The sequence below is a fragment of the Micromonospora profundi genome (genome assembly GCF_011927785.1).
Classification (GTDB): Bacteria; Actinomycetota; Actinomycetes; order Mycobacteriales; family Micromonosporaceae; genus Micromonospora; species Micromonospora profundi.
In genome coordinates this window covers 1,398,595-1,412,546 of record NZ_JAATJK010000001.1, presented here as the reverse complement: position 1 = coordinate 1,412,546, position 13,952 = coordinate 1,398,595, and the positions used below count along the sequence as shown (strand labels likewise).

The window sequence follows — 13,952 nt, the reverse complement described above, 5'->3', positions numbered from 1 at the left end:
CGGACATCGGACCGCGCGGATCACGCACAAAGACCGAGACATCCCTTAGGCGACACTCGTACGGCGCCGGCCCGGGAAGAGGTCACTCCCGGCGGCATATCTGCGATGAGTCACGCGCCAATTCGCGGACAGGCTTCTGAGAAGCGTCCACAGACCCACGCATGCTGTCCCCGTCGTGCAGGTAGGGCGAGAGCGACGGGGCCGCGTGAGGTTGACGCGCGGCCCCGTCTGCGGTCAGCGGTTCGGTGGCCGCGTGACCTGCAGTGTCCGTGTCGGCCGGCGCCACGACAGGTGCGGAGGCAGCCCGGTCGTCGCTCGGCGTGCTGGTGTGTACGGCCTGCGGCAGGAGTAGACGAACGCGGGTGGCACGTTTGCCCGCTCCGTGCGGCCGCGTACCACTTCCTCGAACCGTTCACCGAGGCTGTGCCGGAGCCGCCTGGCCGGCGGCATCCAGCGCGTGTGGGCGTACGCGAAGGTGGTGAAGGCGCCGTGCGGGGCGAGTACCGCGGTGACCGCGGCGAGCAGATCGTCCTGTCGCCCTGGTGTGAAGGCCGCCCACGGGAGCCCGCTGACGATGACGTCAGCGTGATCGAGCCCCCGTACCGTCAGTATCTCGCGAAGGTTGCGGGCGTCGGCGATGGCGAGGTCGACGCACGGGAAGCGCCCAGCGAGCAGATCAGCGAACCGTTCGTTGATCTCGATGGCCACGTGGTGGCCTCGGCCGGCCAGCCGCCGCTGGATGGCCTGCGTGAACGCTCCGGTGCCAGGCCCAAGCTCCACCACGACGGGGTCGCCGGTGAGTGGAACCGGTGCGACGACCGCGTTGGCGAGTGCCTGGCTGCTCGGCGCGACCGCGGCAACCGTGAACGGATCGCGGAGGAACTCGCGGAGAAACTGGCGACGGTGGTCAACGGTCATTGCCTGCCCCCTCGTTCGACGGACATGCCGTCCAATGTGCGGGTCAGCCATTCGATACGGGCCCGTCGGGCGATGGCGCCGATGCGCGTCTCTGGGAACCCTAAGTCGAACCCGTGCACGCCACCCGCCCAGACGTGCAGTTCGGCCTGGCCGCCGGCAGCCCAGATCCGGCTGGCGTAGTCGACATCTTCGTCGCGGAAGACCTCGGCGGTGCCGACGTCGATGTAGGTGGTCGGCAGGTTGGACAGATCCTCGGCGAGCGCCGGCGAGATGTACGCCGAAACGTCCTCGGGCTGGTCGCCGAGGACCAACCGCCATGCGAACTCGTTTGTCTCCCCCGTCCAGACAGCGGGTACGCCGGTGAACTGGCGGCTGGAGGTCGTGCTGTTGCGATGGTCGAGCATCGGGCAGATCAAGATCTGCGCGGCGATCGGGACGGTGCCCCGGTCGCGGGCCAGCAGCGTCACCCCGGCCGCCAGCCCGCCGCCCGCACTGGCACCGGCGACGATGATGCGGCTCGGATCGATGCCGAGCGCGTCGGCATGCTCGGCCGTCCACAACAGGCCCCGGTAGCAGTCCTCGACCAGCGTCGGGCCGTGCGCCTCGGGCGCCAACCGGTACTCGACGGAGACGACCACGGCGCCGAACCGGTCGAGCCATTCCAGCGGGATGTCGATGTTGGCGACCCGGTCACCCATGATCATGCCGCCGCCGTGAATCCAGTAAATGCATGGCGCGAGTGCGGTACGGTCACCGGTCGGGCGGAAGACCGACAGCGCGATCTCCGCGCCGTCGTCAGCGCGGGTGATGAACTCACTGCGGTCGATGAGACGGCCGGCCAGCAGTGGCTCGACGGGAGCCGAGGAGAACGGGCGCATGTGAGCGAGGGCGTCGGCGTTCAGGATGGATGTCAGCGGCATCTCGGCGAGCAGCGCCGCCAGTTGGGGATCGACGCCGGGACGCGATGCAGTGGTGATCACGATGGTTCGTCCTCTCAGAAGGTGGCCTTGCCACCGACGGGATCTCGTCGGTGGAGGTCGACTCACCGGCCAGCAGTGTCTGGAGCCGGGTGACCAGGGTCTGCGCGGGCTCACTGGTGACTAAGCCGCTGTGGGCTTCGGGGCTGGTCCAGCCCTCCGCGTGGAAACCGTGTCCGATGGTCATGGTGTGCCCTTTGGTGGATCTTGCTCGTTCAGGACCAGAACCAATCTCGTCCCAGCGACAGGGGCGGCACATCTGTCATACGACCTCATGGTCATCGCCTGGCAGTGGCCGGGTTACCTAGCCGTCGATGATGAAAATGGCAGGCGCGGCCCTTCTGGGCGGAGCCCGCGCGGCGACCGGGTAACGCGGTGGCCGGGCCACGCCTCAATGGCGTCCGTTAGGTCAGTTGACAGATGTGCCCGGGCGGGCGGCTGACAGACCATGGGTGTGTGCCAGGAGAACCGGGGTTGCGCAGACGCGAGGTACGCGACCGTGCGGTGTGGGACCCGGACGACGGGCCGATCACGCCGTCGAACCGGGCCGACCTGAGCGCGGTGGCACGGCTGCTCAACGTCTTGCTGTCGAGCGTGATCGTGTCGTCGCTGCAGTACGAACACCACGCCCTGTTGGTGCGGGGTCTGTCGGCGCAGCCGGTCGCCGCTTATCTGCGCACCTGCGCCGACGACGACCGAGTCGAGGCCCGTGCGCTGGCAGCCCGCATCCGTGACCTCGGGTTCGCCGCCGACCACGATCCACAGCACATTGCCGGACGGTCACGGATCAGCTTTCAGAGCTTCGCCGCTGGCGACCTCACCGGGATCGTGGCGCAGAATCTCGTGGCTGCCCGGATCCTCGTCCAGACGCTGCAGGAGGCCGTGCGCTGGGTGGGCGACGCGGACCCGACCACCCGCCGCCTGCTGGAACGGCTGCTTGAAGCGAAGGAGGCGCAGGCTTGGGTGCTTGCCGCCGAGTCTGCTCCGGACCGTCCGGCCGAGCAGATCACTGGGGCTTAGGAGGTGACGAGAGGGCATCCCTGAGACCGGCCCGGGTCGTCACACCGAGTTTGGGAAAGATCCGATACAGGTGCGCGCCGACCGTGCGGTGCGAAAGGAACAGACGGTGGGCAATCTCCTTGTTGGTCAGGCCGCTGGCGGCCAGCTGAGCGATCTGCGTCTCCTGCGGCGTCAATGCGACCGCGCCGGGGGCGCGGCCGTCGGCCAGCGGGTACTTCGCGGCGCGCAGCTCGCCAACCACACGGTCGAGCCACGGCCCGGCTGTCATCGCGGCGAACCCCTCGCGCGCGGCGAGCAGGTGAACGCGGGCTTGCGTGACATGTCCGGCTCGCCGGAGCTTCTCGCCATACGCCAGCCGTACGCGCGATGCGTCGAACAGCCACCGGTCGACAGCGGTGTCGCCGAGCAACTGCTCAAGCTTTTCCGCGGACTCGGGGTCGTCGGAAACCAGGGCCTCGGCACCCGCCTGGATCAACGCCATCCGGCTGGACAGCCGCGACAGTCGGGCCGCGCGCATCGCCTCGACGTGTGCCCGCGCCTCCACCGTCCGCCCAGTCCGTACAGCCGCCTCGACCAGGTCGAATGCGACCCAGGTGCAGTGCGGCACGAACGGGGCGAGCGTACCCGGCGGGCTCATCGCAGCGGCGTGGGCATATGCGGCGTCGAAGTCCCCAGCCGCGGCGGCGGCGAGGGTACGCGGATGGTGGGCGAACAGGACTGCAGCCGATACCCCGCGAGGATGCGCCCAGTTGGTGATCTCGTCGGCCAGCTTGTACGCCTCGTCGGCCTGGCCTCGCCCGGCGGCGACGATCGCCCTGTTGTACCAGAAATACCACGAAAAGAAGGGGAAGCCGCCGGTGTCGCAGGTCTGCTGCCCCTCCCATGCCAGCTCTTGCGCTTCGTCCCATCGACCGATGAGGAAGTCGTCCAGGCACAGGTGCATCAGCGCTCCGATGTGCCGGCGAGCCGCCGCTCCGTCGCGTCCCTGATGCACCAGCCGCCACGACCCTTCGCGGAGTTCACCGAGCCGGTCCAGATACACGGAGGCGGTGCCGATCCGCATGACGCGCGTGGGGTCGGTCTCCTCGGCGAGGGCGCCTAGAATCGTTTCCGCCTCGGTGAGGGCGGACACGCCGGTGCGTACGGGGTCGGGAAAGGCCTTGCTGGCCATGGCGAGGATCTGCGGCGGTTCAGGCCGCAGCCGCCGCAGCGCGCGGAAGAACGGCTCCCAATACTGCGGTGCGCTGCCGTACCAGCTCACCAGCAGCAGGGCGTGCATTGCCTCGATCAACGCCGAATCGTCGGCGCGGTACCCGTGATCGCCGGTCTCGATGGCGCCGACGAGCAGGCGATGGGCCGTGTTCACATCGCCCTCGCCGTCGAGCATCAGGAACGCGGCGGCGTTGGCCGCGTGCAGCGACCCCGTCGAGTCCGGCGCCGCCCGGCGGGCATCGGCCAGCAGAGTGCGCGCGTCCGCGGTCGATCCGTCCGCCTCCGCGCCGATGTAGGCGGCCTCGGCAAGCCGCCGGCCCCGGTCGGCGCTGGTCACGCTCAGTTCAGCGGCGCGTACCAGGGTTGCGATCGCGGCGATGGCGTCGCCGCGCAGCATGACACGACGCGCGGAGGTTTCGAGCAGTTGCGCGACGGCCTCGTCCGGAGCCACCGCGGCTGCGGCCAGGTGCCACGCCCGGCGCTCCTCGTCGTGGACCAGCACCTCGGCCAGGGTGACGTGCGCGGTACGCCGCTCCTCGTGTGTCGACATCGCCACGATCGCCGATCGGATGAGCGGATGCCGGAATGCGATCCGGGCGGTCGCGTCATCCACATACACCAACTGCGTCCGCTCAGCGGGAGCCAGGTCGGCCAACCCGCCACGGTCGGCACAAGCGGCATGCAGCACCCGCACGTCACCGGTGCCCTCATACGCGGCCAGCAGTAGCAGTCGGCGGGTCGGCTCTGGTAGCTCCGCGATGCGGGTCGCGAACAACGCCTGCAGCCGCTCGTTGAGCGGAACAACCTCGGGCTGAGCCGCCACCCGCTGGACGGCACCTGACAACGTGGACGGCAACTCCATCAATGCCAACGGATTGCCTTGGGCAAGATCCAGCAGCCGCCGCCGGACACGGGACGGCAACTGGCAAAAGGAAGCCTCCACCAATTGCTCCGCAGCGGCCTCGTCCAACGGTGCCACCACGACCTCGGCCAGCCCGCGCCGGTCGAGGTAACTGGCCGCACCTGTTCGCGTCGACACCAGCAGACCGGCTCGGGAGCCCGCCAGGCGGCGAGCCACGAAGCCGAGAACGACAGCGCTGGCACGATCGATCCAATGAACGTCGTCGACCAGAAGCACCACCGGCGCCTCGGCGGCAAGATCTTGCACGAGCAGAAGGGTGGCGTTGCATACCAACAGGGCGTCTGGTGGCATACCGACACCGAATCCCAGTGCCACCTCCAACGCTTCCCGCGGGCCGGCGGGCAGCCGCGAAATGCCACCCTGAGCGGACAGCAGCAACTGGTTGAGTGCCGAGTAGCTGACATCGGCCTCGAACTCGGACCCCGAGGCCCGCAGCACCTGCATGCCCTCCGCGAGGGCACGTTCCGCCGCGGCGGCCATGAGCGAGGACTTGCCCACACCGGGCTCACCCGTCAGCAGCCGCGCGGCGCCTTCGCGCCTCGCCTGGCCCAGAAACGTTGAAAGCTGCTCTAGCTCGGCAGCTCGACCGAAAAGCCGGATATCCCCCACGTACACCTCACGTTGCCTGCCCCTCAGCCAACACGAGCACGTATGCGAGGCGGAAGGGGCAATGCTCTCGCGTTCTTGCCTGATCCTCTTGCGCCCCCCGGACGGTGGCAGGAGATGTTCTGCTGAACCGCCCCAGCCGGATTCGGGACGGTTCAGCCGGAAAGTGCCGCCGGCGCGGGCTGCTGCAGGCGCATTGCGTCGAGTCTCGGCGGCGCCCCGAACTGGCGACGATACTCGCGACTGAACTGCGACGGGCTGTCGTAACCCACAAGGCGGCCGGTCCCGGCGATGTCCGTGGCGTCGCAGGCGAGCAGAAGCCGAGCCTGATGAAGCCGGATCTGCTTCTGATACTGGATCGGGCTCAGCGACGTGAGCGCCTGGAAGTTGCGGTGAAAAGCCGAGACGCTCATTCCCGCCTGCCGCGCCGCCATCTCTACCCGGAACGGCTCGCGGTAGTTGTCGCGTATCCAACGGACAGCGCGGGAGATGTGGCTCAAAATGCCGTCAGGTTGCCCGAGCTGCCGGATGATCGGGCCCTGTTCGCTGGTAATCAGCCGCCAGAGAATCTCGCGCTTGATCATCGGCGCCAGCACGGGAATGTCGCGTGGGGTGTCGAGCAGCCGCAACAGCCGTAACACCGCGTCGAGCAAGTCGGCGCCGGCCGTGCTGATCGCCAGCCCGGCAGGCGCACCCTCGTCGCTGTCCGGCAAGATGTCGGCCGGCGCCTGCAGCAGCAGATCAGCGATGACGGTGGGATCGGGCGTCAACCCCACCCCGAGCCCTGGCTGGTCCGGGCTCGCGCCGCTGAAGTGCGCCGTGACTGGCAGATCCACCGACACGACGAGGTACTGCCCTGCCCGGTACTCGTAGATCTGGTCGCCGAGCCCGAAGCGCTTCGTCCCTTGAGCGACGAATGCGAAAACCTTCCCATACGTTGTTGGCCTGGGGGGAAACGGCTTGTCGGCTTTGAAGATCAGCACGTCATCTATGGCCGTACGAAGATCGGGCCTGACGTGCCGGGCGATCAGGTCGCGCACCTCGTCAAGGGACATGAGCCGATTGTTCCAAAGGCCCAGCGCCAACGCCAAAACAGTTGATCATGGCCGGGGTGGGCTGAGCAAGGCGGGATTAGCCGGCAGCTTCCGCAGGCTCGCCGGAGCCCGGCCCCTGCGCCAGCCCGGATCTGGCGACAAAGCAAGGATTGGGAAAGAAGTCGCGAGGACTTCCCTAACAACCTCGTGAGACCTTCGGGTTGGCTGGAGAGGTGAACACGCAGACAGCCAGCCGAGCAGTAACGGTGGTGAGCCCTTTCATCGTGGGTTTCGGCTGGTCTGGACGATCGTGCTGGCGCGTCGGGGCAGCGGAGCTTGGTCAGGACTTTCCAGCCGTTGAGGGTGGCGACGGCGCGTTCACCGACGGCTCGGATCTTGGCGTGGTGGTGGTTGACGGTCTTCTGCCGTCGGGACAGTCGGGACAGTCGGGGCCGGTGCGGACGGCGTTTGAACGGCGTGCGAAGGGTGCCGCCGGCGCCTTGGTATGCCGTGTCGGCGAAGGTCATGACGTTCGCGCTGCTCAGCGCGTTGGTCAGGCCGTGGGTGCGGGCGAGGCCCAGATCAGGCGACTCGGTCGATGGGGATCAGGGTGCCGTCGAGAATCGCGTAGGCGAGCCGGCCCACGCGCCGTATGGCCGCGTTCAGGGTCTCGGCGTGTACGGCGGGTAGGTCGATGGCTTCCCGGGCGTACCGCCAGGCCGTGGTGACGCTGACCGCGCAGCCGCAGGCCAGACGGGTGATGGTGTCACCGATGCGGAGCTGGGCCAGGGCGAGCAGGGCCTGCCGGCCGGCGTCGAGGCGCCGCCACCGACCTCGGCGCCGCGCGCGTTCGGCGCGGATGAGGTCGGCCAGGTGGTTCAGGGCGCGGCTGGACAGCGCGATCGCGGACGGGTAACACAGCACAGCGAGGCTCCCGGTTGGGCATCGGACTGCTGTCTCACCGGGTGTCCCGTCCTATGTCGACACCAACAATTCTCTGCGCCTACCGTGACCCGGCACATCACGATGAAAAGGGCTCATGGTTGAGCGTCCGGGGTCATCCGTCGGACGACAAACGCGTCGAGGGCAGGCGGGCGCGGACGACCACCTGCCCCCGTCGTCGTGAGTCAGAAGGCGCGGAAGCTGAGCCATCTCCCGGCTTCGTAGGTGCGGAGCGTCCCCACGCCGGTCGCTTGACCGGTGCAGTCTGTGGTGCGGTAGAAGATGACGTCGCGGAAGCCGCTCCAACCGATGTGGCTGTCCGCCGTCAGAGGCAGCGCCGCACAGGCGATGGGGGCTGCCGGGAAGTTTGCGACTTCGGTGGTGAAGGCTCCGCTGTAGAAGGTGAGGCCCGACGGCTGAGCCGAGGCGGGCGAGGCTGCCAAACTGAGCCCGGTGACGGCGAGGACGGACGCGATCAGCGCCGACCCGATCCTCATTGACGCCCTGGTCATAGATAACCTCCACTACATCCATACGCAGACGGGTTCGCGCCACGTGCAGTTGATTGTGCAATCTTCTGGATGCAAAGACACAGCTGCGGTGAAATGCGGCAGGAACGGGCAAGGGACCGCCACTCTTGAGCAAGTGGCTCATTCATGTGACTGATACGTAGCACGCGTGCGCCCGGCGACCCGACCGACGCCTTCGCTGCCACGCCACGGTTCTGGTCGAGATTGAACGTCGCCGCATAGTGCTCGACCCACTGTGAAGCGACCCGGGATCGCAGGTCCCGGGCGTCGGTCCGAAGCGGCTGCGGTTGCACCCGATGCCGGTGGCGCTGGCCGACCTGCCCCGGCTGGACGCGATCATCATCTCGCACGACCACTACGGCCACCTCGGCATGCCGACGATCCGGGCACTCAACCACTCAGGAGGCGATACTCGCGGCTCACCCTCGCCGCCACCGAGTCTCGCCACTCAGGTCGCGCGTTCATTGGCAGCAACGAAACCCTGTGGAGTTCGTGAATGATCGCCGGCAGCATCGGCTGGTCTTCTACACCGGCGATTCCGGTTCCTTCGACGGCTCGCCGACGTCGGCGAGCGGCATGGTCTTTTCGACGTGACGCTGATGCAGATCGGCCCGTCGATGCCGGCACCCCAACCGAAGTAGCCCCCCTGGTGGCAGGCCCTGTCCTGACGCCGCACCAGCTTCGGAGCCTGGGAAGCTGCGGAAGCCTCGCGAACGCCGGCGGTCAGACGACCGCCGGCACCTCGGCCCGGGTGATGCCGTGCAGGCGGGCGGCGTCTTGGCTGGGACGCACGCCGAACTGGCGACGTTCGATCAGGGGCGCGAGCACCCTGACGTCCCGGGGCCGGTCCAGCAGCCGCAGCAATCGGATCACCACATCACTGGATTCGTCGGGAGCGTCGCTGACCACCATCCCCGACCGCGTCGTGCCGGCCAGGGGCGGCAGGTCGCCCGGCGCGGCCTGCAGCAGCATCTCCGCGATCGTGGGCGGGCGCGACGAGGACGTCGCGTACGCGACCCGACCCTGGGCCGCCGGTGGCCAGGCGGAGCTGCACCTGTGGGGCTTCCACAGCATCTCGGCGCTGCTCCCGCACATCCGCGTCTCGGCCGCGGCACGGCGTACTCAGGCCGACTGGCTCGCCCGCGTCCTGAAAGCCAGCCCCCGAGCACAAGGACTGAGCCGGGTCCGTCGGCGAGGATGGTGACCTTCTTCAGCCCGACCGGTGGAACGTCCAGACAGGTCCGGACGATGTTGTCAGCCGACGGCAGGGCCGGCCAGTCCGGCCCCTGCGCGGCGCACGTCGGCCGCGGGTTACGCCAGCTTCTCGGCGCTCTCGGCTCCGTTGAACACAGCGTGCGTGAACCAGATCAGGCTGCCGGCGTCCGGACTGCAGCGGCAACGATTGTGCCCTCGCGGGCGGCGCGCCGGGCGTGCTCATCGAAGTCGGGGGCCATGCAAATGAACAGGGTCCGTCCGGTCTCGCCGCCGAGGGCGCAGGCGTAGGCGTTCGCGCCTGGCCGGATCTCGTCGGTGATCTGCCCGCCCTCGATGACCCGGATCACACGTCCACCGATGGCGTCAGCCACCCACAGGCCTCCGTCTGCGTCCAGGCACGAGCCGTCCGGGGCGACGTCGAGTTGTTCCAGCGCACCGGCGACCGCACGGTCGGTGGGTACCGGTCCGAACTGGGCCCACACCCGCTGGTTGGTGAGCTGACCATCCTCCGTGAGATCGAACGCGGTGATCCGATTGCCGAAAGTCTCGTTGACCAGCACGACACCGCCTGAGGTGAGGGAGATGGCGTTCGGGAACCAGAGCCCGGAGGCCACTTCGGTCACCGTGCCATCGGGATCGGCGCGATGAAGGGCCGCCGTTTCGAGCGGCGCCCCGTTCATCAGGTCGAACCCGAAGTTGCCGACATAGGCGCGGCCTTCGGCGTCCACCGACATGTCGTTGAGATGGCCGGTCGCGTGCTGACTCAGGTCAGCGTGAGCGACAAGGCTTCCATCGGCCTCGCGGCGCAGGATCCGCCGGTCATGCATGGATACGACGAGCAGCCGCCCGTCCGGCAGCCAACCGATGCCGGACGGCTGCCGCTCCACGACGGCCTCGACCCGGCGATCGGTGCCGTCCGCACGAACGGACATCACCCGGCAGGTGTAGAAGTCGGAGAACCAGAGCCGGCCGTCATGCCAGCGAGGCGCTTCGGTGAACGTAAATCCGTCGAGGATGGTTGTGACACGGTGCGACATTCTCAGACCTCCTGCCGCCTCTCGAGCGACGTCAGTGTAGGGCCGGGCTGGCGGTTCCACACCCAGGGCTTCGACGGTGGCTGGGTCGATCGCTTCAAACCGCGGGTACGGGTGGGCCGGGCGACATGCTGTTCACCTGGAGCGGCACGGGGCCAGCTCCTTGGCCAGGTATTGGGTCCTCGTGATCAGGCCGCCCTTCACACTGACGTACACGGAGTAGCCCGCAGTCAGGCCGGTCGGGAGGGCGGAGTTACTCGTCGTGTTGACGATCGCCCCGTCGTCGGCGATGAGCGGGAGGAACGTCTGCGCCAGGAAGTACGGGCCGCGCATGATCACCCGGAAGGAGGCCTCGAACAGGTCCTGCGTGACGTCGGGAAAGAAGTCCTGCTTCGCCATGCCGGCGTTGTTGACCAGGTAGTCGAACGAGTCGCGCTGCCATCGGTCGCGCAGCTCCCTGCGCACTTGCTCCGCGAACTCGGGAAACGTCTCCGTGAGGCCGACGTCCAGCCTCACCGCGATCGCCGACCCTCCGTCTGCCTTGATGGGTGGCCACCGTCTCCTTGACGCCCTGGGGTTTGGTGTTGTAGGTCAGGATCACGCCGATGCCGCGCTCGGTGATACGGATGGCTGGAGCCTGTCCGATGCCGAGCTTCCCCTGTCAGAACCGCGATACCCATTGCGTTCAACGTCGGGCGGGTCGTCCGGCGATTTCACAGAACTACCTGGGTCTTGTCTATTCACTCCGAGCCAGGTGAGGACCATTTGGTCCTCACCCGGCTCGAGTTCCGCCGCGCGACGGCGGCCGGACGACCGTGCTACGAGGGAATGGCGCCGATCTGCTGCATGATGGTCATCCGGTCCGGCGACACCCAGAACTCGGCGATCTTGCCATCCGCTACGCGCATGACGCCGATCCCGACCGCGGACACCTGTCGCCCGGTCGCCGGCACGCCCATGAGCTCCCCGTCGTGCGTGCCCTCATACCGGCAGCGCAGCGCCACGAGGTCACCGTCGGCGATCAGCTCATCAAGCGGGTGCTGCAGGTCGGTCATGCCGGTGAAGAACGCGTCGCCGAACACCTTCACGCCGTCGATGTCCAATGTTGGCAGTCCGGCCGGGTGGAACCGGAAGTCCTCGGTGCACAGGTGCACCGGAGTGGTCCGGCCGCCGTCGAGCTCCTCGAAGTAGTTGCGGACGATCCGCTTGTTCGCCTCGGACATGGCGGTGTTCCTCTCACTTGGCCTGGTCGAGCTGGACCGCGTCGGGTCCGGCGGGGAATCGCAGCTGGCCGGTCGTGTCGTGCACGGCCCGCCACACCGTCTCGGCGACGTCGCTCTCCCGCGTGAACAGGTCCTGCTCGACGAACCGGCCGAGGGCCCGCTTCGCGAACGGCTCGTAAAACGGGGGGACCAACTTGTCCAGCGGGCCGCTCAGGTCGGTGTTGTCGGTCGCCCTGGCAGCGAAGCTGGTCGTGAGGCAGGTGCCCGGCTCGACGGTCTTGGCGCGTACGCCGAACTCGGCGAGCTCGAGGGCGAGCGACGAAGTGAATCCCTCGATGGCCATTTTACTGGCCTTGTACACGGCTGATAGCGGCATGTGCCCGAGCACGACGCTGGAGGTCACGTTGATCACGACGCCGGAGCCACGCTCACGGAACTGGGTCAGCACCGCTTGAGTGGTGGCCATGACGCCGAAGGTGTTGGTCTCGAAGATCTCCCGCACCCGGCTCATGGGGGTGCCTTCATACACGCCGATCAGCCCAATTCCCGCGTTGTTGACCAAGGCGTCGATGGGGCCCGCCGCAGCGAACGCGGCAGCGATGGAGTCGGAGTCGGTGACGTCGAGTTGGAGGATGCGGAGCCGGTCCGACTCGGGCAGGACATCCGGGCGGGGGGTCCGCATGGTGGCGATGACGTTCCACCCTTGCGCGAGGAAATGCCGTGCGGTCTCCCGTCCGTAGCCGGAAGCGGTGCCGGTGATCAGTACGGTGTTCATGGTGGAAAGGTGCTCCTGTAGCTCGTTCGGATGTGTGCTGAATCCACAATGCGTGGCCACCGACGTCAGACACATCTGTCATCTGACTCCCCAGCTCGAGCCAATTCGAGCGCCTATGACTTAAGCCGCCTCGACCTGGCCACCGCGCACCTGCACGCCACCAACCCAGACCTCCAGGAAGCAAGCGCGCTTGCGGTGGAGGCGCTTACCCTCACCGCGGACCAGCGTTTCGAATCGAGGGACTGCCCCGGGTTTGGTTGACTCGCGGGGTTGAGTGGTTCAGGCCGCGTGTGCGTGCCTGTTGATTGTCTCAAACTCGATGGGAGTGAGCCGTCCGAGGCGTCGTTGCCGTCGGCGGCGGCGGTAGGTCCGTTCGATCCAGGTCACGATCGCCAGGCGTAGCTCCTGGCGGGTTGCCCAGCGCTGCCGGTCCAGGACGTTCTTCTGCAGCAGCGCGAAGAACGACTCCATCGCGGCGTTGTCGCCGCAGGCGTCGACCCGGCCCATCGACCCGACCAATCCGTTGCGGCGCAACGCTTTCACGAACTTCCGGGACCGGAACTGACTGCCTCTATCCGAGTGCACCACCGTCCCGGCCGGGTCCCGTAGTCGGATCGCGTTACGCAGCGCCGCGACAGCCAGGGAGGCTTTCATGCGGTGGTCAATGGAGGTAGCCGACGATCCGGCCGGAGTACACGTCCTTGATCGCGCAGAGGTAGAGCGTGCCCTCGGCGGTGGGGTGCTCAGTGATGTCGGTCAGCCACACCGCGTTCGGTGCGTCGGCGGTGAAGACCTTCTTCACGTGGTCGTCGTGCACCGGCGGTCCGGCCCGGCGGGTCAGGCCCCGTTTCTTCGCGAAGACCGACCAGATGCGCTGCTGTGAGCAGAGTCTGGCCACCCGGTTGGCGCCGGCGGTGATGCCGTGCGCTGGCAGTTCGTCGGCGATGAACCGGTAGCCGAACGCCGGATCGTCGCGGTGGATGTCCAGCGCGGCGTTGATCAGATGCGCGTCGTTCCAGTCCCGCTGCGACACCGGATTCTTCCGCCAGGCGTGGAAGGCCTGCGGTGTGAAGCCCAGGACCCGGCAGGTCACCGCGACGGGGATGCCGTCCACGGCCAGGTCGAGGACCAGCGGGTAAGTCATTTTGGGGCGATCTCCCGGGCGAAGAACGCCGCCGCCCGGCGCAGGATCTCGTTCTCCTGCTCCAACAGCTTGGACCGCTTGCGCAGCTCCCGCAGCTCCGCGGACTCGCTGCTGGTCGTGCCGGGGCGGACCCCGTCGTCGACGTCGGCGATCTTCAGCCAGCGGTGCAGACACGACTCGGAGATCCCGAAGTCGCGCCCGATCTGCGACAGCGGCGCCTCACCCTTGCGGGCGACCGCGACCACGTCACGGCGCAACTCCGGCGGGAACGCTTCCGGCATGGCAGACATCCTTCCAGCGAGGAACGCATCCTCACAGGTCAGGAGTCAAGCGAACCGGGTGCAGTCCCCTTCTACTCGTGTACGGGACAACCCGCTCGGCTTCGACGGACCGGCGCATT

Annotated in this window: 11 protein-coding genes and 4 pseudogenes; 3 read left to right on the top strand and 12 right to left on the bottom strand. The window is 67.8% G+C overall.

Annotated features, from left to right (window positions below):
- Positions 1-234: 234 nt before the first annotated feature.
- Together F4558_RS06265 and F4558_RS06260 are read right to left on the bottom strand one after the other, a co-directional pair.
- A complete protein-coding gene (locus F4558_RS06265) occupies positions 235-918 on the bottom strand; it encodes a class I SAM-dependent methyltransferase (protein ID WP_167943453.1) in 684 nt (227 codons plus the stop codon).
- Positions 915-1,898 (bottom strand): alpha/beta hydrolase, encoded by a 984-nt coding sequence (locus F4558_RS06260; RefSeq protein WP_312877277.1) that lies wholly within the window; start codon positions 1,896-1,898, stop codon positions 915-917. The genes F4558_RS06265 and F4558_RS06260 overlap by 4 nt, the downstream gene beginning before the upstream one ends.
- Before the next feature lie 501 nt (positions 1,899-2,399).
- Between F4558_RS06260 and F4558_RS06255 the strand changes: the two genes are divergently transcribed.
- Complete coding sequence (locus tag F4558_RS06255; protein WP_167943451.1) at positions 2,400-2,915, top strand: ferritin-like domain-containing protein; 516 nt, start codon at positions 2,400-2,402, stop codon at positions 2,913-2,915.
- On the opposite strand, the gene F4558_RS06250 is transcribed toward F4558_RS06255, so the two are convergent.
- The 4 genes and pseudogenes from F4558_RS06250 to F4558_RS06235 all read right to left on the bottom strand — a co-directional run bounded on the left by F4558_RS06250 (position 2,902) and on the right by F4558_RS06235 (position 8,128).
- Positions 2,902-5,658, bottom strand: a complete 2,757-nt coding sequence (locus F4558_RS06250; protein WP_209273191.1) for an AAA family ATPase — start codon at positions 5,656-5,658, stop codon at positions 2,902-2,904. The two genes, F4558_RS06255 and F4558_RS06250, sit on opposite strands and share 14 nt — an antisense overlap.
- A gap of 152 nt (positions 5,659-5,810) precedes the next feature.
- Positions 5,811-6,710, bottom strand: a complete 900-nt coding sequence (locus tag F4558_RS06245) for an AraC family transcriptional regulator (protein WP_167943449.1) — start codon at positions 6,708-6,710, stop codon at positions 5,811-5,813.
- A gap of 305 nt (positions 6,711-7,015) precedes the next feature.
- Positions 7,016-7,613: pseudogene (locus F4558_RS06240) on the bottom strand (transposase family protein); the annotation flags it as partial.
- Positions 7,614-7,816: 203 nt separating this feature from the next.
- A complete protein-coding gene (locus F4558_RS06235) occupies positions 7,817-8,128 on the bottom strand; it encodes a hypothetical protein (protein ID WP_157552217.1) in 312 nt (103 codons plus the stop codon).
- Between the two features lie 311 nt (positions 8,129-8,439).
- On the opposite strand from F4558_RS06235, the pseudogene F4558_RS32310 reads away from it, so the two are divergent.
- Positions 8,440-8,661 (top strand): annotated as a pseudogene (locus tag F4558_RS32310) (MBL fold metallo-hydrolase); the annotation flags it as partial.
- Positions 8,662-8,884: 223 nt separating this feature from the next.
- Here the strand turns inward: F4558_RS32310 and F4558_RS06225 are convergent.
- Positions 8,885-9,133: an AraC family transcriptional regulator N-terminal domain-containing protein gene (locus tag F4558_RS06225; RefSeq protein WP_053652650.1), complete on the bottom strand. Its 249-nt coding sequence runs from the start codon at positions 9,131-9,133 to the stop codon at positions 8,885-8,887.
- Between the two features lie 10 nt (positions 9,134-9,143).
- On the opposite strand from F4558_RS06225, the gene F4558_RS31420 reads away from it, so the two are divergent.
- Positions 9,144-9,365 (top strand): alpha/beta hydrolase family protein, encoded by a 222-nt coding sequence (locus F4558_RS31420; RefSeq protein ID WP_231639900.1) that lies wholly within the window; start codon positions 9,144-9,146, stop codon positions 9,363-9,365.
- A gap of 163 nt (positions 9,366-9,528) precedes the next feature.
- On the opposite strand, the gene F4558_RS06220 is transcribed toward F4558_RS31420, so the two are convergent.
- From F4558_RS06220 to F4558_RS06200, 5 genes and pseudogenes are all read right to left on the bottom strand, one after another.
- Positions 9,529-10,413, bottom strand: a complete 885-nt coding sequence (locus F4558_RS06220) for an SMP-30/gluconolactonase/LRE family protein (RefSeq protein ID WP_053652649.1) — start codon at positions 10,411-10,413, stop codon at positions 9,529-9,531.
- A gap of 132 nt (positions 10,414-10,545) precedes the next feature.
- A pseudogene (locus F4558_RS06215) lies at positions 10,546-10,965 on the bottom strand (SDR family NAD(P)-dependent oxidoreductase); the annotation flags it as partial.
- Between the two features lie 263 nt (positions 10,966-11,228).
- A complete protein-coding gene (locus F4558_RS06210; RefSeq protein ID WP_167943445.1) occupies positions 11,229-11,633 on the bottom strand; it encodes an ester cyclase in 405 nt (134 codons plus the stop codon).
- 13 nt (positions 11,634-11,646) lie between these two features.
- Positions 11,647-12,408 carry an SDR family oxidoreductase gene (locus F4558_RS06205; RefSeq protein WP_167943443.1) on the bottom strand — a complete coding sequence of 254 codons (762 nt, stop codon included), beginning with the start codon at positions 12,406-12,408 and terminating at the stop codon, positions 11,647-11,649.
- A gap of 279 nt (positions 12,409-12,687) precedes the next feature.
- Positions 12,688-13,833 (bottom strand): annotated as a pseudogene (locus F4558_RS06200) (IS3 family transposase).
- Positions 13,834-13,952: the final 119 nt, after the last annotated feature.

Coding starts and splice junctions, on each gene's coding strand:
- F4558_RS06265 (WP_167943453.1), bottom strand. CDS start 918: ATGACCGTTGACCACCGTCGCCAGTTTCTCCGCGAGTTCCTCCGCGAT.
- F4558_RS06245 (WP_167943449.1), bottom strand. CDS start 6,710: ATGTCCCTTGACGAGGTGCGCGACCTGATCGCCCGGCACGTCAGGCCC.
- F4558_RS06235 (WP_157552217.1), bottom strand. CDS start 8,128: ATGAGGATCGGGTCGGCGCTGATCGCGTCCGTCCTCGCCGTCACCGGG.
- F4558_RS06225 (WP_053652650.1), bottom strand. CDS start 9,133: ATGCTGCTGCAGGCCGCGCCGGGCGACCTGCCGCCCCTGGCCGGCACG.
- F4558_RS06220 (WP_053652649.1), bottom strand. CDS start 10,413: ATGTCGCACCGTGTCACAACCATCCTCGACGGATTTACGTTCACCGAA.
- F4558_RS06210 (WP_167943445.1), bottom strand. CDS start 11,633: ATGTCCGAGGCGAACAAGCGGATCGTCCGCAACTACTTCGAGGAGCTC.
- F4558_RS06205 (WP_167943443.1), bottom strand. CDS start 12,408: ATGAACACCGTACTGATCACCGGCACCGCTTCCGGCTACGGACGGGAG.